Source organism: Aeromonas sp. CU5 (assembly GCF_002586745.1).
Classification (GTDB): domain Bacteria; phylum Pseudomonadota; class Gammaproteobacteria; order Enterobacterales; family Aeromonadaceae; genus Aeromonas; species Aeromonas sobria.
Genome location: NZ_CP023817.1, coordinates 3,188,862 through 3,210,050 on the forward strand (window position 1 = coordinate 3,188,862; position 21,189 = coordinate 3,210,050).

The 21,189-nt window shown below is 61.7% G+C and carries 21 protein-coding genes and 1 pseudogene; 12 read left to right on the forward strand and 10 right to left on the reverse strand.

Features of this window, described 5'->3' with window-relative positions:
• The first annotated feature begins 109 nt into the window (after nt 1-109).
• The 5 genes from menB to CK911_RS14205 all read left to right on the forward strand — a co-directional run bounded on the left by menB (nt 110) and on the right by CK911_RS14205 (nt 7,542).
• Nucleotides 110-958: a 1,4-dihydroxy-2-naphthoyl-CoA synthase gene (gene menB / locus CK911_RS14185; RefSeq protein ID WP_206668267.1), complete on the forward strand. Its 849-nt coding sequence runs from the start codon at nt 110-112 to the stop codon at nt 956-958.
• Complete coding sequence (gene menC / locus CK911_RS14190; protein ID WP_098970730.1) at nt 958-1,887, forward strand: o-succinylbenzoate synthase; 930 nt, start codon at nt 958-960, stop codon at nt 1,885-1,887. The genes menB and menC overlap by 1 nt, the downstream gene beginning before the upstream one ends.
• On the forward strand, nt 1,880-3,307 hold the full coding sequence (locus CK911_RS14195) for an AMP-binding protein (RefSeq protein WP_098970732.1): 1,428 nt from the start codon (nt 1,880-1,882) through the stop codon (nt 3,305-3,307). Before menC ends, CK911_RS14195 begins: the two co-directional genes overlap by 8 nt.
• 218 nt (nt 3,308-3,525) lie before the next feature.
• Nucleotides 3,526-6,285 (forward strand): collagenase, encoded by a 2,760-nt coding sequence (locus tag CK911_RS14200; protein WP_098970734.1) that lies wholly within the window; start codon nt 3,526-3,528, stop codon nt 6,283-6,285.
• A gap of 186 nt (nt 6,286-6,471) precedes the next feature.
• Complete coding sequence (locus CK911_RS14205; protein ID WP_253860328.1) at nt 6,472-7,542, forward strand: vancomycin high temperature exclusion protein; 1,071 nt, start codon at nt 6,472-6,474, stop codon at nt 7,540-7,542.
• On the opposite strand, the gene CK911_RS14210 is transcribed toward CK911_RS14205, so the two are convergent.
• The 3 genes from CK911_RS14210 to CK911_RS14220 all read right to left on the reverse strand — a co-directional run bounded on the left by CK911_RS14210 (nt 7,524) and on the right by CK911_RS14220 (nt 9,826).
• Nucleotides 7,524-8,138 carry a superoxide dismutase gene (locus CK911_RS14210; RefSeq protein ID WP_098970736.1) on the reverse strand — a complete coding sequence of 205 codons (615 nt, stop codon included), beginning with the start codon at nt 8,136-8,138 and terminating at the stop codon, nt 7,524-7,526. The two genes, CK911_RS14205 and CK911_RS14210, sit on opposite strands and share 19 nt — an antisense overlap.
• A gap of 17 nt (nt 8,139-8,155) precedes the next feature.
• On the reverse strand, nt 8,156-8,635 hold the full coding sequence (locus tag CK911_RS14215) for a hypothetical protein (RefSeq protein WP_098970739.1): 480 nt from the start codon (nt 8,633-8,635) through the stop codon (nt 8,156-8,158).
• Between the two features lie 174 nt (nt 8,636-8,809).
• Nucleotides 8,810-9,826 carry a chemotaxis protein CheV gene (locus CK911_RS14220; RefSeq protein ID WP_098970741.1) on the reverse strand — a complete coding sequence of 339 codons (1,017 nt, stop codon included), beginning with the start codon at nt 9,824-9,826 and terminating at the stop codon, nt 8,810-8,812.
• A 203-nt stretch (nt 9,827-10,029) separates the two neighbouring features.
• On the opposite strand from CK911_RS14220, the gene CK911_RS14225 reads away from it, so the two are divergent.
• A complete protein-coding gene (locus CK911_RS14225) occupies nt 10,030-10,749 on the forward strand; it encodes an SDR family NAD(P)-dependent oxidoreductase (protein WP_098970743.1) in 720 nt (239 codons plus the stop codon).
• On the opposite strand, the gene CK911_RS14230 is transcribed toward CK911_RS14225, so the two are convergent.
• Together CK911_RS14230 and CK911_RS14235 are read right to left on the reverse strand one after the other, a co-directional pair.
• On the reverse strand, nt 10,736-12,814 hold the full coding sequence (locus CK911_RS14230; protein ID WP_098970745.1) for a tRNA(Met) cytidine acetyltransferase TmcA: 2,079 nt from the start codon (nt 12,812-12,814) through the stop codon (nt 10,736-10,738). The two genes, CK911_RS14225 and CK911_RS14230, sit on opposite strands and share 14 nt — an antisense overlap.
• Nucleotides 12,811-13,122 carry an HlyU family transcriptional regulator gene (locus CK911_RS14235; protein ID WP_098970747.1) on the reverse strand — a complete coding sequence of 104 codons (312 nt, stop codon included), beginning with the start codon at nt 13,120-13,122 and terminating at the stop codon, nt 12,811-12,813. Before CK911_RS14235 ends, CK911_RS14230 begins: the two co-directional genes overlap by 4 nt.
• Nucleotides 13,123-13,258: 136 nt before the next feature.
• Here CK911_RS14235 and CK911_RS14240 point away from each other — a divergent pair, with 136 nt between their 5' ends.
• The 3 genes from CK911_RS14240 to CK911_RS14250 all read left to right on the forward strand — a co-directional run bounded on the left by CK911_RS14240 (nt 13,259) and on the right by CK911_RS14250 (nt 14,730).
• On the forward strand, nt 13,259-13,465 hold the full coding sequence (locus CK911_RS14240) for a bacterioferritin-associated ferredoxin (RefSeq protein ID WP_098972683.1): 207 nt from the start codon (nt 13,259-13,261) through the stop codon (nt 13,463-13,465).
• Nucleotides 13,466-13,610: 145 nt separating this feature from the next.
• The gene (bfr, locus tag CK911_RS14245; protein WP_098970749.1) at nt 13,611-14,087 is read left to right on the forward strand and encodes a bacterioferritin; all 477 of its coding nucleotides are present in this window, start codon (nt 13,611-13,613) and stop codon (nt 14,085-14,087) included.
• Nucleotides 14,088-14,271: 184 nt separating this feature from the next.
• The gene (locus tag CK911_RS14250) at nt 14,272-14,730 is read left to right on the forward strand and encodes a methylglyoxal synthase (protein ID WP_068979061.1); all 459 of its coding nucleotides are present in this window, start codon (nt 14,272-14,274) and stop codon (nt 14,728-14,730) included.
• Between the two features lie 89 nt (nt 14,731-14,819).
• Here the strand turns inward: CK911_RS14250 and CK911_RS14255 are convergent, their stop codons facing one another.
• Nucleotides 14,820-15,971, reverse strand: coding sequence for an iron-containing alcohol dehydrogenase (locus CK911_RS14255; protein WP_172954023.1), 1,152 nt, complete (start codon nt 15,969-15,971; stop codon nt 14,820-14,822).
• A gap of 245 nt (nt 15,972-16,216) precedes the next feature.
• Between CK911_RS14255 and CK911_RS14260 the strand changes: the two genes are divergently transcribed.
• Nucleotides 16,217-16,795: a hypothetical protein gene (locus CK911_RS14260; RefSeq protein WP_098970755.1), complete on the forward strand. Its 579-nt coding sequence runs from the start codon at nt 16,217-16,219 to the stop codon at nt 16,793-16,795.
• Between the two features lie 199 nt (nt 16,796-16,994).
• On the opposite strand, the gene CK911_RS14265 is transcribed toward CK911_RS14260, so the two are convergent.
• Nucleotides 16,995-17,417: a hypothetical protein gene (locus CK911_RS14265; RefSeq protein WP_098970757.1), complete on the reverse strand. Its 423-nt coding sequence runs from the start codon at nt 17,415-17,417 to the stop codon at nt 16,995-16,997.
• A 241-nt stretch (nt 17,418-17,658) separates the two neighbouring features.
• Here CK911_RS14265 and CK911_RS14270 point away from each other — a divergent pair.
• Nucleotides 17,659-17,823: pseudogene (locus CK911_RS14270) on the forward strand (dipeptidase); the annotation flags it as partial.
• 87 nt (nt 17,824-17,910) lie between these two features.
• On the opposite strand, the gene CK911_RS14275 reads toward CK911_RS14270, so the two are convergent.
• The 3 genes from CK911_RS14275 to CK911_RS14285 are packed head-to-tail and all read right to left on the reverse strand — an operon-like array spanning nt 17,911 to nt 19,500.
• Nucleotides 17,911-18,657, reverse strand: a complete 747-nt coding sequence (locus tag CK911_RS14275) for an SDR family oxidoreductase (RefSeq protein WP_098972686.1) — start codon at nt 18,655-18,657, stop codon at nt 17,911-17,913.
• Between the two features lie 56 nt (nt 18,658-18,713).
• Nucleotides 18,714-18,959, reverse strand: coding sequence for a DUF3624 domain-containing protein (locus CK911_RS14280; RefSeq protein ID WP_098970759.1), 246 nt, complete (start codon nt 18,957-18,959; stop codon nt 18,714-18,716).
• A gap of 31 nt (nt 18,960-18,990) precedes the next feature.
• Nucleotides 18,991-19,500, reverse strand: a complete 510-nt coding sequence (locus CK911_RS14285; protein ID WP_042023121.1) for an N-acetyltransferase — start codon at nt 19,498-19,500, stop codon at nt 18,991-18,993.
• A 186-nt stretch (nt 19,501-19,686) separates the two neighbouring features.
• Between CK911_RS14285 and CK911_RS14290 the strand changes: the two genes are divergently transcribed.
• Nucleotides 19,687-21,126 carry a RimK family protein gene (locus tag CK911_RS14290; RefSeq protein ID WP_098970762.1) on the forward strand — a complete coding sequence of 480 codons (1,440 nt, stop codon included), beginning with the start codon at nt 19,687-19,689 and terminating at the stop codon, nt 21,124-21,126.
• Nucleotides 21,127-21,189: the final 63 nt, after the last annotated feature.

Below are 21,189 nucleotides of genomic sequence, written 5' to 3' on the forward strand. Positions count from 1 at the left end.
GCAATGACAGAAGCGGAACTGTACGCACCCGTTCCGCATGCCGGAATTGCTCAACTGTGTGCTCAACTGTGCTCTCCCAGATCAGAAGGAAAAAACCATGATTGAGGCAATGACGGAAGCTGAACTGTACGCTCCTGTTGAATGGCAGGATTGCTCCGCCGGTTACGAGGACATCCTCTATCACAAGTCCGACGATGGCATTGCCAAGATCACCATCAACCGTCCCCAGGTACGCAACGCCTTCCGTCCCCGCACCGTCAAAGAGATGCTGCAGGCGCTGGCCGATGCCCGTTATGACGATCATATCGGCACCATCATCCTGACCGGTTTTGGCGAGAAAGCCTTCTGCGCCGGCGGCGACCAGAAGATCCGTGGCGACTACGGTGGATACCGTGATGACGAGGGGACTCACCACCTCAACGTGCTCGACTTCCAACGCGACATCCGCACCTGCCCGAAGCCGGTGGTTGCCATGGTGGCCGGTTACGCGGTCGGTGGTGGCCACGTGCTACACATGATGTGTGATCTGACCATCGCCGCCGACAACGCCCAGTTTGGCCAGACCGGCCCGAAAGTGGGCTCCTTCGACGGCGGTTGGGGTGCTTCCTACATGGCTCGCATCGTCGGCCAGAAGAAAGCCCGCGAAATCTGGTTCCTCTGCCGCATGTACGATGCCCAGCAAGCCCTCGACATGGGTCTGGTCAACACCGTCGTGCCATTGGCCGAACTGGAGCGTGAAACCGTGCGCTGGTGCCGCGAAATGCTGCAAAACAGCCCGATGGCGCTGCGCTGCCTGAAAGCCGCCCTTAACGCTGACTGTGATGGTCAGGCGGGCTTGCAGGAGCTGGCGGGCAATGCCACCATGCTGTTCTACATGACCGAAGAGGGTCAGGAAGGCCGCAACGCCTTTAACGAAAAGCGTCGCCCCGACTTCTCCAAATACAAGCGGAACCCCTGATGACACTAGCCCTGTATCGCTATCAACTGCCTTTTACCCAGCCACTGACCTTTCACGGCAAGGTGGAGGTGGCGCGAGAGGGGCTATTGGTGCGCATCAACGACGGCTGGGGGGAGATTGCCCCCCTGCCCGGCTTCTCAAAAGAGAGCCTGCAACAGGCTGAGGCAGAAGCCCTTGCCACGCTGGCGGCCCTGGCCGCCGGCGACACCCCGAACCCCGTGCTGCCGTCGGTGCAATTTGGCCTCGACTGCGCGCGCCGGAAATGGCCCGAGCAGAGCAACCCGCTTCCGGAGCCCTATCCCCTCATTCAAGGCTCCCCCCAGGAGCTGCTGCGCAACTGGAAAGAGTGGCTGCACCGCACCCCCAACAAGGCCAAGCTGAAGGTGGCGCGCTACCCGATGCGTGACGAGCTGGCGCTGATCCGCCTGCTGTGCGATCGCCTCCCCTCCCTCAAGCTGGTACTGGATGCCAACCAGGGCTGGACCCGCGAGGAGGCGTGGACTTTCTGTGGCCATCTCGATCCGAATCGCATCGAGTATCTGGAAGACCCCTGCGCCGACTTTGCCGATATCGCCTTTGTCGCCAACCGCACCGGCATGCCGGTGGCGCTGGACGAGCTGCTGGCGCAAGGCAAGCCGTGGGAGCCGATCCCGCAACTGCGCGCGCTGGTGCTCAAACCCACCCTGCTCGGCTCCCTGGCCAACTGCGAAGCGCTGATCGCCCGCGCCCACGAACTGCGGCTCAAGGTGATCATCTCCTCCTGCTTCGAATCGGATCTGGGCCTGAACCAGCTCTTTCATCTGGCAGGCGAGTGGGCACCGGAACAGGCGCCGGGGCTGGATACCCGCCGCTGGATGGCAGGCAATCTGCTGGGGGAAGATGGCAAACCGGACCTGAGCCGACTGGAGCAACTGTATTCCCGTGATTGACCCCTCCTGCTCATCCGAACAGACGCCTTGCCCGGTACGCCACCGGGCAACCACCACCCCGGACCGCATTGCCATCCACGCCGCCTCCCCCCTCAGTTACCGCCAGCTCGATGCCCGCATCAACAGCCTGTGCCAACAGCTGGAACTTGCCGGGGTGCGCCGTGGCGATCATCTGGCAGCAGTGGTACGCGGGGCGCAGGAAGATGTGCTGCTGGCCTGGGCCTGCGTGCGCAGCGGCGTGGTGTTCTGCCCGCTCAACCCCGCCTTCCCTCTCGAAAAGCAGCGCGAGCTGGCGCTGCAACTCGATGCCGATGCCTTCTGGTCAGCAGGGGAGATCCCGGCAGGCAACTGGCAACCCTTGCAGCTCGACTTCACCTGCGAACTGCCGACAAGCGAGGAGGCTTGGCCGCTGGCATCGACCCAGCTCAACAACATGATCCTCACCTCAGGCTCCAGCGGCACGCCGAAAGCTGTGGTGCACCGGCTCTGCAACCATCTTGCCTCGGCGCGCGGCTCTACCACCCTCATTCCCCTTGATGAGGCCTGCGGCTGGCTGCTCTCCCTACCGCTGTTCCATGTCGGCGGCTACGCCATCCTGTTTCGGGTCTTTCTGGCGGGTGCCACGCTGGTGCTGGATCAGCGTGAACGGCCCCTCAAGGAGCGGCTGGAGTGCCAGCCCATCACTCACCTCTCGTTGGTGCCAACCCAGCTTTGGCGTCTGCTGGCAGAGGGCTTTGACCCGTCCCGCACCCGCCTGCGCGAGTTGCTGCTCGGTGGCGCCGCCATCCCGCAACCGCTGGTGAGTCGCCTCTGCGCCATGGGGCTCGAACCCAAGGTGAGCTATGGCCTCTCCGAGATGGGTAGTCAGGTCTGCACCGCGGTACCCGGCGATGCGGGTGTAGTCGGCCTGCCGCTGCCGGGACGGGAGGTGTGCATCAGAGAGCAGGAGATCTGCGTGCGTGGCACCACCCTGTTTGCCGGTTACTACCGAGATGGCGAGCTGGATCTGCCCCTCGATGGCGAGGGCTGGTTTCATACCCGCGACAAGGGGCGGTTCACTGCGGCAGGGGAACTGCTGGTGGAGGGGCGACTCGACAACCTCTTCATCTCGGGGGGCGAAAACATCCAGCCCGAGACCATAGAGCAGCGACTGGTGGATCATCCCGCCGTCGCCCAGGCGCTGGTGGTGCCGGTGCCGAGCGACGAGTGGGGGCAGCGCCCCGCCGCCTTTATCGACTGGCACGGTGAGCCGGTTCCCTACTCCGAGTTGGCAGCCTGGATCCGCAGCGCGCTACCCGGCTTTATGGTGCCCGACCAGTGGCTCCCCTGGCCCGATCTCGGCGGCAATCTCAAACCCTCACGCCAACTGCTGGGCAAGATTGCCCGACAGCTGACCACCTTGTCACAACAAGCTGAATGAGATCGGACTCACAATTTACCGATCTTCTTTGAAAACAAAAAAGAAACATGTGAGTCCTCACTGCGGCGCCAACCCACGATAATTCGATCAGACTCAAAAAGTCACCATCTTATTGATTTGTCTGATTTTTAATTGGCAATTGATATCCCTTTGGAACTGTTTAAATTGCCTTGCGATTACTCGCAAGACAATACACAAACAACAACAAAGGGATAAAAATGAACCGTTCGGGTACCGGGTGGCTGCTGCTGGCAGGCCCCCTGCTTTTGGCTACATCCTCGGCGCAAGCCAACTACTCCCCCAATGACTGGCGACAGTATCAGCTGACTGGCGAATCGAGCCAGCAACTGGCCGCTCGCATCACCGAGATCACCTACGAACTCAAGGCGCGCAGCAGCACCGCGCCCTATCAGCAGCTTCGGGTCTACCGCCGCTTCGACTGGCAGAGCAGCGATCTCGGCGCACTGGCCGAACAGCAGTGTGGCGAGCCGCAGCTCAAGGTAGATGCGGGCTGGCAGATCCGCTTCGTTCGCTGTGAAGATCGGATTCCGGCGGGCAAGCTCATCCCCGCCAGCAGTTATGACTTCGGTTACGGCCTCAAGCAGGGTCGCTGGGAGCAGCTGGCAGGCACGCCGACCGCCCAGCGGCAGGATCGTCTGCCGCTGCCGCAAGCCATCATCCTTGGTCAGAGTGAAAGGGAGCTGGATCGCTGCGAACTCAACGCACAAGGCCGCTGCGCAGAGCCGGAGTGGCACTATCAGCCGCAGGATTGGCAGCCGTTGCAGGTACTTGAAGAGACCCCGAGTGAGCGGGATGGCCGGTTGGAGCAGATCTTCTTCCGTCTGCAACCGTTGGCAGGTAGTCAGGCTGCCGCTCAGGTCAGCGAGATCCACGTCTGGCGCCGTTATCAGTGGCAGCTGGATCAGCTCACGCCTCAGCAAGAGTGTGATGAGCCACAGGAGCGCAAGGAAGGGAGCAACACCATCCGCTATCGCATCTGCCGTCAGGTGATCCCCGCAGGCAGCGAGGTTCAGGTAACGCTGCAAGATAGCGGCTACCAATACCCGATCGCGGGCGGCGAGTGGCAACCCCTGTCTGAGAGCAAAGAGTGGCAGGAGAGCCGGGTGCTCAATCGCCCCATAGTGCTGGCCAGCAAGGAGGAGCAGCTGGAGTGCCGCCGTGCCAATGGTCGCCTCTGCTCCGAGCCCGAGCAGCCCGATGTGGATCTGCTCGATAGCGATGCGGCTAAACTGGTGGCTGACGTGAGCGGCCAGAACAGTCCTGCCTGGCAGGCGGATTACGGCCACGATGACGCCAAGCTGATGGCGGTGGTGCGCGGCATGCGAGCCCTGCTGGCGGCCAACCAGCCGACCCATCCGGCAATGGACAAGCTGCTCTACTATGTGCGCGCCCACAACTACCACGGCGGCGTTGGCAAGGAGAGTGATCAGGTCGCCCGGGCACTGGCCGGGGTGATGATTGATCTGCTCAACCACCCCCTGCTACTGGGCGCCGAACCGCAGGATCAGGCAGGCACAGTGCTGGAAGCCTGGAGCGTGGCGGCGCAGGGACAACTTGGGCAAGCCGCCTTCCGCCAGAGTGCCGCCCCCATGCTGGCCCAGCTCAACCAGGCGCTCGGCTATGCGGTGCAACATGCGGCGCAAATCAATGGCCACAAACCCTGGGCCGATGGTCTGTTCGAGCTGCTCAATCTGGTCGATCAGAGCGCCTCTTACGGTCTGCAGGCAGACTTCAGCGCAGCTGTGCTGCAACAGGAGGCGGCATTGCGCCAGAACCTGCTGCAACTGGGCCTGAGCGAACTGGCCCTCTGGAAACAGCGCGACGGCTCACGGGATCTGTTTATCTTCAACAACATCCTCGATGCCCATAGCCGTCTCTACCAGATGATGCGCTATCTCCATCACACCAGCCCGGATAAGGCGATCGCCTATCGCCAACAGCTGGATCGCGATGTCATCACCATCATGCGCCAGCAGGGGCTGGTCCCGGGCGGCCAGCATCCGGCAGCCATGCTGGAAGAGGTCTCCCTGACCCTCTCCAGCTACTACCTCACCTACACAGATCGCACCAGCGAAGCCTGCGTCAGCGGCGAGTTCGCCGGGCTCTGCACCCCGATCCGCATGGAAGATATTCTGTCGTTCGAACACACCTGCTCGCCTACCCTGCGTCTGCGCGCCCAGGATTTGACCCAGGCTCAGGCCGAAGGGATCTGCCGTGAGCTGGGTGACGAGGAGCAACGCTTCCACCAGCAGATGGAAACTGGCGAGCAACCGGTGGCCGATGATCACAACGAAGCACTGGAGCTGGTGATCTTCAACTCCTCTGCCGACTGGGGCCGCTACGGCAGCGCGCTGTTTGGCGTCTCCACCGACAATGGCGGCATCTATATCGAGGGGGATCCGGCTCGCCCCGGCAATCAGGCCCGCTTCTTCGCCTATGAGGCGGAGTGGAAGCGCCCGGCCTTCCAGGTGTGGAACCTGCGCCACGAGTACGTTCACTATCTGGATGGCCGCTTCAACCAGTACGGCAGCTTCGGCCACTATCCGCTCAACCGCACCACCTGGTGGTCAGAGGGGATTGCAGAGTACATCGCCCACGGCCAGTGCTTTGCCCGGGGTCTGGATAACGTGGCCAACCGCCCCGCCAACCAGCGCCCGACACTGGCGGCGATCCTCCACCTCGATTACGAGCAGGGAGGGGAGATGGTCTACTCCTGGTCCTATACCGTGCACCGCTTCCTTAACGACACCGGTCGCGGCGCCAGCTGGCTGACGCTGGCACAGGCGCTGCGCAATCCGGATCAACAGCAGGCGATGAGCGACTTTGAAGGGGAACTGGACCGGTTGATCGCCAACGACAGCGACGCCTATCAGGCGTGGCTGAGCCGGGATCTGCTGCCATGGTGGCAAGCCAACAAGGAGTCTGACATCTGCAAGGGCAATGATTCGGCCCACTGACCTATCATAACGACGCGAGGGGCAGCCACGGCTGCTCCTCTTTTTCCCGGCGTATTAGCCAGCTAACCTGATGTGGCAACCTCTGCCCGAAAGAGCGGTACCCACTCATCAAGCCTGACGCCAGCGGCCGAGTTGTAATAGAATGGCGATAGCCACTCCTCACCTCAGATCCTGACCGCACCGCGCATGAAGAAGTTTGCCAAAATCCTCCTCGCCTGCCTTGTTTTGCTGCTGGCACTGATTGCTTCGCTGCTGGCCTATAGCGAGTGGATCGTCTCGGATGCCCGTCACTACACCTACGATCAGGTGGAACAGGTGCCCTACAACCGGGTTGCGGTGGTGCTGGGTACCTCCAAATATCTCTCCGGTGGCGGCCCCAACCACTACTTCAAATACCGTATCAAGGCGGCGGCCGAGCTCTACAACGATGCCAAGGTGGACTTCATTATCGTATCCGGTGACAACGCCACCGTGCAGTACAACGAGCCACGCCAGATGCGGCGTGCCCTGATCAAGGCGGGCATTCCCGCCTCTGCCATCTATATGGATTTTGCCGGATTCCGCACTCTCGACTCAGTGGTGCGAGCCAAGGAGGTGTTCGGTCAGGATCGTTTTACTGTGGTCTCTCAGGGCTTTCATAACGAACGCGCCATTTTTATCGCCCGTCATTTTGGTATCGACGCGGTCGGCTTCAATGCCGAGGACCCCAGCGCCTATCAGGGGATCCGCACCCGGGTACGGGAAGTCTTTGCCCGCCTGATGGGGCTGCTCGACCTCTATGTTCTGGACAAGGGACCCAAGTTTCTCGGGGAGCCGGTGCCCATCGGTCTGCCGGTGCCTTGTAAATCTCTGAGCACCATCGGCAGCCTGCAACCCTGCCTCAAACAGCCCAAACCGGCCGTGGCTGAGATCAAGCCAACGGCGGTACCCGCAGCTGCAGTCACTGAACCGGTCACACCGGCAGTATCAGCAACGGCAGCTACTGAGGCTGCATCAGCAGCGGCAACGACTGAACCTGTCACCCCCGTCAAACCAGTGGTTGAAGCCGCCACCAAGCCCCCACTGCGACTTTGCCAACATTGCCGGTGGAGCCCTCCGCCGCCAGCGCCAGCGTGCCCGCCCAATAACAAGACAAACGACCCGCCAGTTGGCGGGTCGTTTGGTTTTGGTATTGCATGCACTGCTGATTATGGCTGCGCTCTTGTACCGCTCAATACCACATCTCTATTGCGGCCAGATCAGCCTCGCGCCGCCTGATAGCGACGGGCCACCTCGGCCCAATCTACCACCTGATAGAAAGCCGCGATGTAATCCGGACGCTTGTTCTGGTACTTGAGGTAGTAGGCATGCTCCCACACATCCAGCCCGAGGATCGGGGTATGGCCATGCATCAGGGGGCTATCCTGATTGGCACTGCTCTCCACCTGCAATCGGCCTGCCTTGTCCACCACCAGCCAGGCCCAGCCACTGCCAAAACGACTCAGGGCCGCCTGAGTGAAGGCCTGCTTGAAGACATCGAAGCCACCCAACTCCCGTTCGATGGCCAGCGCCAGTTCGCCACTCGGCTCACCGCCACCCTGCGGGCTCATTACCAGCCAGAACAGGGAGTGGTTGGCATGGCCGCCGCCGTGATTACGCACCGCCCCCTGCTGCGTGGCTGGCAGGGTAGCGAAGCGGCGCAGCAGCTCATCAACCGGCAGTTCGGCCAGCTCCGGCGTACCTTCCAGCGAGGCGTTGAGGTTGTTGATATAGGTCTGGTGATGACGGCTGTGGTGGATCTCCATGGTCAGAGCATCGATATGGGGTTCCAGTGCGTCGTAGGCATAGTTCAGGGCTCGCAGGGTATGGCTCATGATGACCTCTGTTCGGATTAATGGAGCCGGGATGAGGGCTCGCTCTGGCACAGGCAGTGACCGAGCGAACGCATGATCCCGGCGTGGCGGCCGTGGCGCTGTACGAACGTCAGCAACTCGGCACGGGTTGTTCGGGTATGGCGCAACGCGGCTTCTCGCAGGCGAGAGGAGCAAGCGGGGGAGTGACAGGTCGCCAGCAGGCAGTCGTGCACATAGCAGAGCAGGTCGGCGGCGCGATCGGGCAAAGTCATGGCCACCAGCAGATCCGCCAGATTGTGGTGAGCTACAACCAGCGCCGCCACCGCCTCATCCGCATCGTGCCACTGAACCAACTGCTGACGAGCCAACCAGAGCGCCTGCTGATAATGAGCCAGCGCCTGATGATACTCGCCGCAATCAAACAGCCGGTTACCCTCTCTGGTCTGCTGTTTCCAGTGACTCATGCTGCTGCCGCCTTCGGTCGACTCGACCCACCCCTTCACCCAGGTTGCTGTCATATGCTTCACACCAACAAATGATAATAATTATCATTACATTAATCATATCCGGGAGACAAGGGGCGTCGGGATCGCAGCAAACAGCCAAAACAGCGCGGCCACCCCTTGGCAAGGAGTGGCCGCTTGAGGCACCGGTCAGTGGATTCGACCGGCCAATTGCAAGTTAATGGCAGGTCAGATGTTGTTGGCTGGCGAAGGCGGGGCAATCCCCAGCAGCATATGATCCATCATCCCCACCATGCGGCCAATCTCAGGCTTGGTAATGGTATCGTTGGCACCCAGTTGCAGCGCCTTCTGACGGTTATCATCGCTCATCAGGGAGGAGAACATCACGATGGGCATCTCCTTGTAGGAGGGGGTATCCCGCAGCCGCTTGAGCAGATGCATACCGTCCATCCGCGGCATCTCCACATCGGTGATCACCGCGTTGACGAAGCCAGACACCGGCATCCTCTCCTCCTGGGCCAGACGGTCGAAATCCGTCAGCATCTCCAACCCTTCCCCCCCATCCTTGGCCGTTATCACGTTGAAGCCAGCGGTACGCAGAGTGGTCTCGATCATCTTGCGGATAAAGGCCGAGTCGTCCACTACCAGAATGGTCTTGCCCTGACGCAGTGCCATCATGCGATCGTCGATGAGCACCTTGCGATCCTGGGTAACGTCGTACTTCTCCATGCTGAGCTCGGGATTGATGTCGGCGATGATCTTCTCGAAATCGAGGATCATGATGAGGTTGCCATCGCGCCTGACCACCGCTACCACGCAGTCGTTCTCCCCCGCCTCCAGAAACTGGCTGGGGGACTCCACATCCTCCCAGGAGACCCGGTGAATCCGGCTGACGCTGTCGATCAGAAAGCCGTTGGCCATCTTGTTGAAGTCGGTGACGATCACTACCTTGTGGCTGGGATCCGGGTTGGTCTTGATACCAAGCCAACCCGCCAGATCCACCAGTGGGATCAGGCGCTCCCGCAGGGAGAAGACCCCAACCATGTGGCGCTGTGCGTTGGGATAATCGGTGGTCTCCGGCACCCGGATCACCTCGCGCACCTTGGCGACGTTGATGCCGTAGTAGGCGATCTTCTCGCGCCCGTCCGGCAGCTGCTTCTTGAGGTGAAATTCGATGATCTCGAGCTCGTTGGTGCCGCTCTCGGTCAGAATGGATTTACGCTCTTCCCCGTCTTTGGCCATCATGGTGATTCTCATGCTCTGGTTGCGCAGGCAGCACTCCGCTGCGGTTTTCCCTCAGTATAGGAATGGAATTCGCCCAGCGGCTCGGATCTCGGCAAGATTGCAGCCTTAACCGCTTGATCCCGCAGGCTGGCACGATCGTATCTGCCACTCAGGACAACATTGGCAGATGGTGAAATCCATCATGCACTCACAAGGAGCCGGAGATGAGTGAAGGCATAATCGTGATTGGGGCTTCTGGCGGTATCGGGGCGGCTCTGGTGGCACACTGGTTGGCGGCGGGTGTCGGGCCAGTGATTGCCATCAGTCGTCAGCCCGCACCAGCAGGAGCCTCTTCGCCAGCCCTACACTGGCTATGTTGTGATTACAGCGATGAGCAAATGACAGAAGTGGTGGCCCGCATCGCGGAGTTGGCACCTAGACCGCACAGGGTGGTGATCTGCAACGGTATTCTGCATCAGGGGGAAATTCAGCCGGAGAAGCGGCTCGAAGCAATCAATCTCGATGCCATAACCCGCCTCTACCAGACCAACGCCTTGCTGCCGCTGCGCTGGATCAGCCAGTTGTTACCGCTGTTTGGCCGCGAGCTTTGCACTCTGGCCGTTCTCAGCGCCCGGGTCGGCAGCATTGGCGACAACCGAGCAGGCGGCTGGTATGGCTATCGCGCATCCAAGGCAGCCCTCAACATGCTGCTCAAGTGTGCCGCCATCGAGCTGGCCCGGCGGGCCCCCGGCGTCAAATTGCTGGCCTTCCATCCCGGCACCACGGATACCCAACTCTCCCGCCCGTTTCACGCCAATGTACCCGCGGGAAATGTGCAGAGTCCCGAGCTGGTAGCCGACCATCTGATTAACCTGATGAACCGGCTGCAACCAGATGGCGAGCTCAGCTTTCTCGACTGGCAGGGCAAACCTATCGAGTGGTAGGGGAACCCAACAGACGCGCCAGCAGCGCCCGTAACCCCTTGATCACGGCGGGCTTGCCCGCCAGCTGCAACCTCGCGGCCAAGACTCCCCAGTCTGCGTATTGCCAGATGGTGGCGATCAGCAGTTGGCGCTCAGCAGGGGTCAGCGAAGCCAGCACAGCCAGATGACGCGCCAGCCACAGCTGCAAGCTGGATTGACACAGCTCAAACGGCTTGTGATGCAGGGCGAAGCATTCAATCTCACCACGCTCAAACTCGCCAAGCTCCGGTGCGGTAACGGTACAACCTTGCAGGCATTGCCATACCAGCTCGGGCTCCAACGCTTTCAACTCGCCCGCCAGCAGGGTCGGCAGCTGGCGCACAAAGCGCTGCTGCCACTGGGCCAGCTCGGGCGCATGCTCGGGTTTCAGCGCCTTTAGCAGCAAGGCAGCGTGGCAGCCGCTGGCGGCATCCCGCTGCAAACCGATGCGCAGCACCGTCAGCCCGGCCTTGCGCCAGAAGGGGAGCAGATCGGCGCTGGCTGAAAAAGCAGAGCCGAGGTAGTCGATGCCCGCCTGACGATAATGCTCCTCAAGTTTGCCAAGCAGCTGCGAACCCAACCCGTGCCGGTGCAGCTCGGGATGGATGGCGATGCGCATCACCCGGGCATAACTGCGCGCCCCCGCCGTTTTGAAACCGGCGTGGGCCAGCAGCGACTGGGGCAGCAGATGGCCGCGCGGACGGCGGCGCCCGGCCCAGATCGCCTCGGCCAGCTCGGGAGCTATCTCCCCTTCCCGCGCCACCAACGCCACCCCCAGCAGGCTCGCATCCTGCTCCAGCAGATGGATGTCGAGATCCGGGCTCTCCAGCAGGGATCTGAGATCGCTCGGCGTGGTCTGGTAGTGGGCCAGCACCAGCAAGCCAAACAGCTGGTTGAGCAGCGACTCGTCGCTCGCCAGCGCCTCCTGACTGATTAGACGCCAGCTCGGGCTGGTCGGTGGCAAGGGCGCAGCCACTTCCGCATCGAGCCCCAGCAGGCGGAAGATCAGCGGCTCCAGCGGATCGCTTTCACTCCAGCGGATCGGTTCACCCAGGTGGATCTCCTGCCAATCTGGCGTCTGACTATCCAGCACCCGCTTGAAGCGCAGGTGAAAACCGCGCCCCGTCCCCTCGTAACCGTGCTCGGTGGTGGCAAACACGATGCGGCTGTGACGGGCCAGCATGGCTTCAAGCAGCGGGGTCGGAATGGCGGCCGCTTCATCCACCAGCAGCAGGTCGGGTTGCAATGCCTCGTGCACCAGCCGATCTGGCGAGCAGTAGCTCAGCCCCGTCAGCTGTTCCGGCGTCTGTTCCGACGTGGTATTGAGCCCGCGAGCGGCGTGGGCAAACAGGGTGGCTACCGTCGCCTGTGAGGGGGCCGTCACCACTATGTTCAGCTCGGGCTGCTGGCGCAGCAGCTCGGCGGCAGCCAGCCCCAGCAGCGCACTCTTGCCGCGGCCGCGGTCGGCGCTCAGCACCAGCGGACGGCGGCGATGGCCGTGCAACACCTTGTGGATGGCGGGCAGCGCCCGGGCCTGATCGCAGCTCAGCGCTCGCTCGGGCCCGATGGGTTGCCACGGCTGCGGACAAACCGGCGGAGCCAGGGAAAGGGCGGGATCCCCCGCCAGCAGCCACGCCAACCGGGCGATAAAACCGTGACCCGCCCTGCTCGCCTCCTCCGGCTGCGCCACCAGTCTGATCCGGTCGGGATCCGGCCATGCTGGCCACTGCGCTCTGGGCGGAGTCAGCAATAGCAGCAAGCCACCGGCGCGCAGGGTGCCCGCCAGCGCCCCGAAGGCGTCGGAGTGAAAACCGCTGAATGCATTGAATACCAGCGTGTCGCACTCCTGACCGAGCCGCTGCAGCGCCTTGGCGGCGGGTTGCGGGACATAACACTCGGGCCCTGCGCCCAGCCAGAAGACGGTCCCACCGAGCAGGGATTGGGCGCGGGCAATGCAGTCGGCTTCCTCCCCTTCCAGCCAGATCAGGCGCCGCTCACCGGCGCGGGCCAACGCCTCGCGCAGCCGGTTGACCTCTGCTTGAGTCATGAAGCCGCGCTGTCAGCCGGTTTGCGGGGTTCGAACATGCGATCCCCCATCTGATCGATAAAGGTGTGGGCCTTCTGCACCATGAAACGCTCGGCATCGGCCGGGTTGGCAAACAGATCGGAACGGATGAAGCGATGAGTTTGCAGCACCCCATCCAGCTCTTTGGTGATGCGGCCAGCCAGCCGGTATTGGCCCCCTTCTGCCATCGGTTCGGGATAGATGAGATAGCCGGCATATTCGATCGGTGTAACTTCCGGCGCCTTGGTCGGCTCGCCCCCGAACAGGGCGCTGAACAGTTTCTTGAGCATGGTGATCTCCTCTGGTTGCCAGCATTGTCACCAAGGGGTTGCACAGTGGCAAGCAGGGGATCTTATTACCAATGGTTATTTGCACTACGAACCATTCTCATTTAGATTTCATCTCATTCAACAAGAGGTGATCATCATGTACGTCTGTTTGTGCCGCGGCATCACAGATACCCAAATCCGCAAGGCGGTGCAGTCAGGTAAAAGCGAATTCCGCCAGCTCAAGCAGTCGCTCGAGGTGGGCGCCCAGTGTGGCAAGTGTGTGCGCATGACCATGGAGATCATTGCCGCCGAGCTCGACAAGATGGAACCGGAGCAACCCGTGCTCTACTACGAAGTGGCCTGATCCGGACCGCTCCTGTTCTGACTCTACCCACCAACAGGGTCACCCTTCCTCTCGGGCGAGTGGGCTCGCCAGACCTATTGTTGTCACTTTTCTCGACTAAGCTCTAACGATCGAAGCCTCAGGCACGAACCAAGGAGCAGAGCCGATGAAAGGAGATCCCAAGATCATTGCCCACCTCAACAAGGTGCTGGCCAATGAGCTGATTGCCATCAACCAATACTTCCTGCACGCCCGCATCTACGATGACTGGGGCCTCAAGGCGCTCGGGCACAAGGAGTACCACGAGTCCATCGATGAGATGAAACACGCCGATGAACTGGTCAAACGGGTGCTGTTTCTCGAAGGGCTGCCCAACTTGCAAGATCTCGGCAAGCTGCGCATCGGTGAATCCGTGGAGGAGATGCTGCGCTGCGATCTGTTGCTGGAGATGGACGCCATCCCTGACCTGAAAGTCGCTATCGCCTACGCCGAATCGGTGCAGGACTACATCAGCCGCGACCTGTTTCAGAAGATCCTGGAGGATGAGGAGGAGCATGTGGACTGGCTGGAAACCCAGCTCGACCTTATCGATCGCATCGGGTTGGAAAACTACCAGCAGGCGCAACTGCACCACGGCTCCTGAGCCAACAGGCTAACAAACAAAGAGACCCGCCAGTGCGGGTCTCTTCATTTGGGCCGCCATATTTGGGTCGCCATAGCCCGAAACTTTTCGACAGGATCACAGTTAATGCGCCCGACACAGCATCTGTCATGGCTTTCGATTAGGATACGGCTCTCTGCCAATAACAATGCTACGGACGATTTCCATGGAACAGATTGCACGCGAGATGGCGCCCCACAAACGGCTGGCACTGGTGGCTCACGACAACATGAAGACCCCTCTGCTGAACTGGGTGATGCGCCGCAAGGAGGAGCTCAAGCTCCACCATCTCTATGCGACCGGCACCACCGGCACCATGCTCGGCAAGAAGGCGCAGCTGCCCATCACCTGCCTCTTCTCCGGCCCCATGGGCGGCGATCAGCAGCTCGGCGCCCTGATTGCCGAAGGGAAGATCGACGTGCTGATCTTCTTCTGGGATCCCCTCAATGCGGTGCCCCACGACCCGGATGTGAAGGCGCTGCTGCGGCTGGCGGCGGTGTGGAACATCCCGGTCGCCACCAACGAAGCAACCGCCGACTTCATCATGGACAGCCCCCACATGCAGCAGGCGTTCAGCGTGCAGATCCCGGATTACGCCGGTTACCTCAAGGCACGCACCGAGTAATCCGCTGACCCCTCATGCAAAAGGGCCGCAACAAGCGGCCCTCTTTAATTGGTGAAATGAATCACTCGTGGAAACCTATCGACACCGGCTTATAGCGCCCGGGCGAGAATGCGCGCCACCCGATCCGGGTCGATATCCTGATGTTCCCCGAGCGCGGTGCGCCCCACCCGCTTGAGGTTGGAGCAGACCGCCGGAATGCAGCTTTCGCTGAGACCATAGTCAGAGAGCCGGGTGCCCAGCCCCATCTTCTGGAAGAACTGCTCGGTGCGGATGATCGCCTCCTCGATGCGCAGGGCCTTGTCCTCGCGAGTCGAATGCCACACTCGCTCGGCAAACTGGGCCAGCTTGTCCTGCTTCTGGCTCGCCCGTTCACGGAGCAGTGAGGGGAGCACCACCGCCAGACTCTGGCCGTGATCCAGCCCGTAGAGCGCCGTCAGCTGATGGCCGATGGCGTGAGAGGCCCAATCCTGCGGCACCCCGCAACCGATAAGGCCGTTGAGCGCCAGACTGGCGGCCCACATCAGATTGGCCCGCACCTGATAGTTGGCAGGCTCCGCCAGCGCCTTGGGGCCATTCTCCACCAGCACCTGCAGCAAGCCTTCCGCCAGCCGGTCCTGCACGTCGCCCCCCACCGGGAAGGTGAGGTACTGCTCGGTGATATGGATGAAGGCATCCACCACCCCGTTGCCGGTCTGACGGGCAGGCAGACTGTAGGTGGTCGCCGGATCGAGCACCGCAAATTGCGGCTGCACCAGCGGGCTTCTGAAGGAGATCTTCACATCCCCGCGGCTCACCACCGAGGTGGGATTGTTCTCGGATCCGGTGGCGGGCAGGGTCAGCACGCAGCCCATCGGCAATGCCTGGTGCACGCTCGCCTGTTTGCCGCAGATATCCCAAGGATCGCTCCCCTCATAGCAGGCCGCCGCCGCGACAAACTTGGTGCCATCCACCACCGAGCCGCCACCGACCGCCAGCAGGAAGTCGATGCGCTCGCGCTTCACCAGCGCAACCGCCTCCATCAACAGCTCGTATCTGGGGTTGGCGCCGATGCCGGAGAACTCCTGCCACGTCACCCCTGCCAGCGCCCGGGTCAGCTGCTCATAAACGCCGTTCTGCTTGATGCTGCCACCGCCATAGAGCACCAGCAGGCGACTGCCGGGCGGGATGAGCTCAGGCAGGCTGGCGATCTGCCCCTCACCAAAACAGATGCGGGTCGGGTTGGCATATTGGAAGTTGTACACGGCGGGATCCTCGACTTGAACAGAGCGGGGACATTGTGCGCCTGCGATCCCGTCAGGTCAAAAACGGGAGCTGGTTATCAGAATGGAGATTGCCGGGCATTGCAGCGGCATTTTCAGGTATGGCTCTGCTATGGTCTGTCAGGAGGGCGGGTAGCACCATGGCGATCAGGCTCCCCATCACTTTCCCATCCTGCTACCCCCGTCAGTTTTCATCCAATCCCTCTTCATACAGGAAGGTCTGAAATATGAAACTGAAGCATGCATGGATTGCTGGTCTGTTTACCCTCTCGACCACTTTGGTACAAGCCGCTGAGGTCAACGCAGGGGTCGACGTCGCTCCTGGGCAAGCCAGCCTGGCGCAAGAGCTCACGGCGAGTGCCACCGTGACCGCCATCGACCTGGAGACCCGCAAGGTCAGTCTGAAAAACGCAGAGGGTGAAACCTTCGATATCGTCGCTGGCGAGCAGGTTGCCAACCTGCCAAACGTCAAGGTCGGGGACAAGGTCACGCTCAAGTATCTGCAGATACTCGATGTAGAGCTGCTGAAAGGCACCGCAGGCATCAGAAAACGGATCGTGGAAGTGGATAGCGAACGGGCCGGGACAGATGAGAAACCGGGTGGTGGTGTCGGCATGAAAGTGACCATCTATGCCGATGTCATCGGGCTGGACAAACAACAGCAGACGGTCACCGTCAGAGGGGTGGATGAGACCCTGACCATCAAGATCAACAACCCGGAGCAGTTTAACCTGATTGCAGAGGGCGACCAGCTCAAGGCGGTTCAGACCAAAGCCATAGGGATCGGCATCGTCGCTAGCGAATAGTCCCGACCGGGCGGCTCTGGCCGCCATGCAAGCGTAATGACGCCCGACTAGCGGCCACATGCGCGGCCACCATATCAAGCGGGAGGCAATATTGCCTCCCGCCTTCCTTACCCAGACCGTTCACTCCCCGAGCCACCATTCAGGGCAAGATCTTGCCTCTTCGCCCCGACTTGCCGGTCAATCCGGCACATCGCCGCCCCTACTTCTTGCCGGTCAGACGATCCATCGCCTCTTTGAGCATCGCCTCTCGCTGCTCGTTGAGCGGCTTGCTCTGCTCGGTACGCTCTTCCGGCGTCAGCTTCTTGTTGTCGGCGATCGACTTGAGCTTCTCTTCTATCTCGTTGAACTTCTTGCGATCGAAGCCCAGCGCCTTGTCCACCAGCTGCTGTACCACGCCACCCTTGTCGGAGCTCATATCCAGCGCCGGCGGCAACTTGTTGTTCTTGGCCAGATGTTCGTAGGTCAGCACCTGCTGGGCCTGACCGGTCATACGTTGGGTGGAGAGGCTGACCATCTCCTCCCAGCCACCGCCCTGACCGCCACCGGCACTGTTGAGGGTGGCGAGGGCACGGTTGTTGGATGCGCTCTGGGCAAGCTGCTGGCTGTAGGGTTTGATATCCATGGGGGCTCCAATTCGCTGCGCATCTGTGGCAATACGCACTGGCTGATCCGGTCACATGGGGCGTCAGGCCCCACCATTATCAATCAAACCAGCAAGTTACAGGCCAACTTGTCAGATGGTGTGGGATCAAGAGATATGGCGGATCTCACCACGCATCCCACGCAAACAGGCGTCAGAATCATGACTCATCTGCTGCCCGTTCACGCTGTTTTGGCACATTTCGCCGCCTGCTGGCGCCAGCGACAAGGCTACCGCCATCAGGCTGGCCGCCGACTACTCCTATGGCCAGCTGGAGCAGACCTATCAGATGGCCAAAGAACTTCGCTACAAGCTGATGACGGATCTGGCCAAAAGCAGCGAGCAGAAGTATTCGGAAGAGGAGTTCAAGAAGATCATGAGCCTGTAACCAGCTCGGTTGATAAAACAGCATGAACAGAGGCACCCCGGGGTGCCTCTGTTCATTTTATCAAGCTGGCTTCATCAAGATCTGCAATCAGCGGCGGCTGATAGTGAGCGGGCCGAAGGTCTGGGCCACCGGCATGATCTCGATGCTGTTGATGTTGACGTGGGCGGGCTGCTGGCTGATCCAGAGCACGGTATTGGCGATATCGTCCGGCTGGATCGCCTCCACCCCCTGATAGACGGAGGCCGCCTTGGCATCGTCGCCGTGGAAGCGCACGTTGGAGAACTCGGTGCCGCCGCACAGGCCCGGCTCCACGTTGGTGACGCGGATGGCGGTACCCGCCAGATCGGCGCGCAGGTTGAGGCTGAACTGCTTCACAAACGCCTTGGTGGCGCCATAGACGTTACCGCCCGGATAGGGGTAGGTGCCGGCGATGGAGCCAATATTGATGACGTGACCGCGATTGCGCGCCACCATGCCCGGCAGCAGCAATCGGGTGAGCAGGGTCAGACCGCTGATGTTGGTGGCGATCATCTGCTCCCAATCCTCGAGATCCGCCTTGTGGGCAGGCTCCAGCCCCAGCGCCAGACCGGCGTTGTTGACCAGCAGATCCACCTCGCTCCAGGCGGCTGGCAGATCGGCGATGGCAGCGCGGGTAGCCGCCTTGTCCTGCACGTCGAACACCAGCGGCAGGAACTGCTCGCCCAGCTCGTCAGCCAGCGCGGCCAGCCGCTCGGCGCGGCGACCGGTGCCGATCACCTTGTAGCCCGCCTGCACCAGCTGGCGGCTGATGGCTTCACCAAAACCGGACGAGGCGCCCGTTACCATTGCAATCATCTGAACCTCCATATCTACACCGATATTGTTATTTATCTGTTTGAATCTATTCAGATTCATTCATCTCTCAATTCACGTCCGGTCGCCTTGCGCCAGACAAATACCACCAGATGGAGCAGCAACAGGCCCGAGCCACCCAGCGCGAACAGCAGGCCGGTGAGGGCGTTGACCGAAGTGTCGGCGCCACACCACCACCAGACCAGCCAGCCAATCAGGCCGATGACGAACGTCTGGCCAGCGCAGACCGGGCAGCGCCCCAGCTTGGCCTTGATGGCGGTGGCAAGGCAGTTGTCGCAGCTCATCCTGCACCTCGATTCTGCTCGTTCAACATAACTAGCGGGCCTGCGAAAGCCGCTTGCGCGCCTGCCGCCGCAGCAGGATCTCCTCATCACTCACCAGCGGCAACACCAACCGGTGGGCGTGCTGGTCGCGGCCATAGTAATTCGCCAGCCGCTGCTGGGGACGAAATCCCAACCCCTGATAGAGTGCCAGCGCCTCTTCATTGGCATCCCCCACTTCGAGGCGAACCGCCCCCCAACCGGCAGCCTTGCCCTCACGGATCACCTGCTCCAGCAGGCGGCGGGCCCAACCCAGACGGCGCACCGTCCAGCGGATCGCCAGCGCCTGAATGACCAGTCGATCCCAGCCTCTGTGTTCCAGCAGGCAGAGGTAACCCATCAACAGATTTTTTTCATCCAGCAGCAGCAGGGTGCGTCCCTTGGCGTGGGTCAGCAGATAGTGCCAGCGGCTGCGGCCAAAGGCGACTTCAGGGGGAAAGCAGTAGCGTTCCAGATTAACGATGGCGCCCAGATCATCGGTTCGGGCCGCTCGTACGGTCAACACAGGGAGTCCTTGTTCGGTTATTTATCTTCAGCACCACAAATGCGACTTGTATCACAAGTGACCAAAGCAGAATATGAGGCACTGTAACCTCTTGTTTCCCCTCGCGCCATTGTCGTGCTTGTCGGTGCATCGAAGCCCACTGGGGATCCTGCCTGTTCAGGCAGTCTGATCTGTGGAGCCGAAAATATGAGTACCTATGTCATCGTCGAAGAGCTGGGCGACTGGCCTTGCCATGCCGATTATCTGCTGACCGCCCGCACTTACCTGCAACATGGGGTACCGACCACCGGCGGCCGCCCCCGCATTATCAACCTCTGCCGCAATCTGGAACACCTGAGCGCGGGCTACTACTGCTCGCTATTGGCCCAGGCCCGGGGCCACCACTGCCTGCCGGGTCTGCAAGCCATCAGCCGACTGCAACCCCAGCAGCCACCGGCCAAGCTATGGCGCAAGGCGCAAGGGTGGCTGGCCCAGCAGAGCGAGGATCGGATCAGGGTGCGCGCCATCTTCGGCCAGTGTGAACAGAGCGAGCTGGCGGGGCTGGCCCGCTACTACTATGGCCTGAGCCAGCTGCCGCTGCAGGAGCTGACCCTCAAGCGCGGCCGCCACGGCTGGTCGGTACGCCAGCAGCAGAGCCTGTCGCCGCTGGAGCTGAGCCAAAGCGAACAGGCCCTGATGCTGCACCACGCTCAGGCACTGGTGGGCACAGGTGACGAGGAGCAGGCGGCGCCGCTTTACCAGCTTGCCATTCTGGTAGACCCCGATGATGGTCGCGCCAGCAGCGATAGCTTGGCGCTGGAGCGGTTTATCCGGGCCGCCGCCGCCCAGGGGATCCGGGCCGAGATCCTGCCACCGTCGGCCATCGAGCGGCTGCCGGAGTTCGACACCCTCTGGCTACGTGCCGAAACCGCGGTCGGCCACTACACCTTCGAGTTTGCCCGCCGCGCCGAACAGCTGAAGATGCCAGTGATCGACAGCTCCCGCGCCATCCTCGCCTGCAGCAACAAGCTCTATCTCTACGAGCTGATGGTGCGCAGCGGCGTGCCCATGCCGCCCACCATGGTGGTGACCCGTCGCGGCCGCCACCATGTGGACGAGTTGGTGCAGCGACTCGGTCTGCCACTGATGGTGAAAGTGCCCGATGGCGCGCAGGGGCGGGATCTCGCCCTGGCTAGTGACGAGCAGCAGCTGGCCCGGCTGCTGGACGAGGGGCTCAGCCGCTCCGCCCTGCTGCTGGTGCAGAGCCGGATCCCCGCCGAGTTTGACTGGCGCATCGGCTTTCTCGACGGCTCGCCGCTGTTTGCCTGTCGCCGCTACCGACCCGAACCCGGCAACCGCATTCGCCGCCGCAAGCACCCGCTCGACATGAGCCGCATCGAGGCGTTGCCGCTGAACGAGGTGCCGGAACGAGTGCTGCAAACCGCCCGCCGCGCCGTCCATCAACTCGGCAATGGCCTCTACGGGCTGGACTTGCGCCAGCAGGGCCGTGACTGCGTGCTGCTGGAGATCGTCGACAACCCCTGGATCCGCGGTGATATCGAAGACAAGGAGGCGCAGGATCTCTACGAACGGCTGGCCCGCGCCTTCCGCCAGCGGCTGGAAAATCGGGGCCAGACCACCGCATAACCCGCCACGACCTTGTCGCCCACAATGACAGAGAGGGCCCCGCGATGGGGCCCTCTCTCGTAT